The sequence below is a fragment of the Halorussus litoreus genome (assembly GCF_003382685.1).
In the GTDB taxonomy this organism is placed as follows: Archaea; Halobacteriota; Halobacteria; order Halobacteriales; family Haladaptataceae; genus Halorussus; species Halorussus litoreus.
Window position 1 is genome coordinate 108,935 of the sequence record NZ_KZ859511.1, and the last position, 1,344, is coordinate 110,278.

At 72.2% G+C, this 1,344-nt stretch carries 1 protein-coding gene; it reads left to right on the forward strand.

Annotation, left to right across the window (positions count from 1 at the left end; translation table 11 throughout):
- Window positions 1–169 precede the first annotated feature (169 nt).
- Window positions 170–1,344, forward strand: a 1,175-nt coding sequence (locus tag DPQ64_RS05745; RefSeq protein ID WP_269814467.1) for a thiamine pyrophosphate-binding protein, incomplete at its 3' end; no start/stop codon positions are given.

The following is a 1,344-nucleotide window of genomic DNA, read 5'->3' on the forward strand; positions in this document are numbered from 1 at the left end:
CCACCCCGCCCCCCCCCGCGACCCCCCCGGGCGGTGCGTGGCCGGCGGCCAAAACTGGCTGCGGTCCGATCACGACCGGCCTGACTCCGATCACGACCGGGATGGAGCGGATTCCGGCCACCTGGCCCACGAACGCGTGGCGACCGACAGCGTGGCGAGGTGATGTCGCGTGAGCGAACACGCACCACCGACAGTCGACGGCGACGACCCGACCGGCGAGGAGTTCGTCGGCGAGGCGACCGATGCCGAGGCCTCCGATTCGGGGTCGTCCGGCGCGGGTTCCGAGACGGAATCGGAGCCAGCGGACGGCGGCGTCTCGACCGGCGCGGAGTCGGTCGTCGCGGCGCTCGAACGCGCCGGGGCCGAGACGCTGTTCGGCGTGCAGGGCGGTGCGATCATGCCCGTCTACGACGCGCTGTTCGACTCCGACCTGCGGAACGTCGTGATGGCTCACGAGCAGGCCGCGGCCCACGCCGCCGACGCGTACGGCATCGTCTCGGGCACACCCGGGGTCTGTCTCGCCACCTCCGGGCCGGGCGCGACCAACCTCGTGACCGGCATCGCGGACGCCGGGATGGACTCCGATCCGATGGTCGCGCTGACCGGACAGGTGCCGACCGAGTTCGTCGGCAACGACGCGTTCCAGGAGACCGACACCACCGGCATCACCGCACCCGTCACCAAGACGAACTACTTCGCGCAGTCGCCCGACGACGTGGGCGACACCGTTGGCGAGGCGTTCGCCTACGCGAAGACGGGCCGTCCGGGACCGACGCTGGTCGACCTGCCGAAGGACGTGACGCTGAGCGAGACGACGACTCAGCCGGGCGAGGCCGAGACGCCGGCGACCAGCGACCCGCAGCTGGAACCCGACGATTCGGCGGTCGCCGCGGCCGCGCGCACGCTCGAACGCGCGGAGAAACCCGTCATACTCGCGGGCGGCGGCGTCATCAAGGGCGAGGCCACCGACGAGTTGCGGTCGTTCGCCCGGCGATACGGCGTCCCGGTCGCGACCTCGATGCCCGCGGTGGGCTCGTTCCCCGAGGACGACGACCTGGCGCTGGAGATGGTCGGCATGCACGGCACGGGCTACGCCAACATGGCGACCACCCACTGCGACGTGCTGCTGGCGGTCGGCACCCGGTTCGACGACCGGCTCACGGGCGGCGTGGAGACGTTCGCGCCCGAGGCCGAGCTCGTCCACGTCGACATCGACCCGGCCGAAATCAGCAAGAACGTCGAGGCAGACGTGGGCGTCGTCGGCGACGCCGGGACCGTGCTCGACCGGCTCCACGAGGAGCTATCGCGCGCCGGCGCGGCCGACGACTCGGAGTCGTGGGGCGC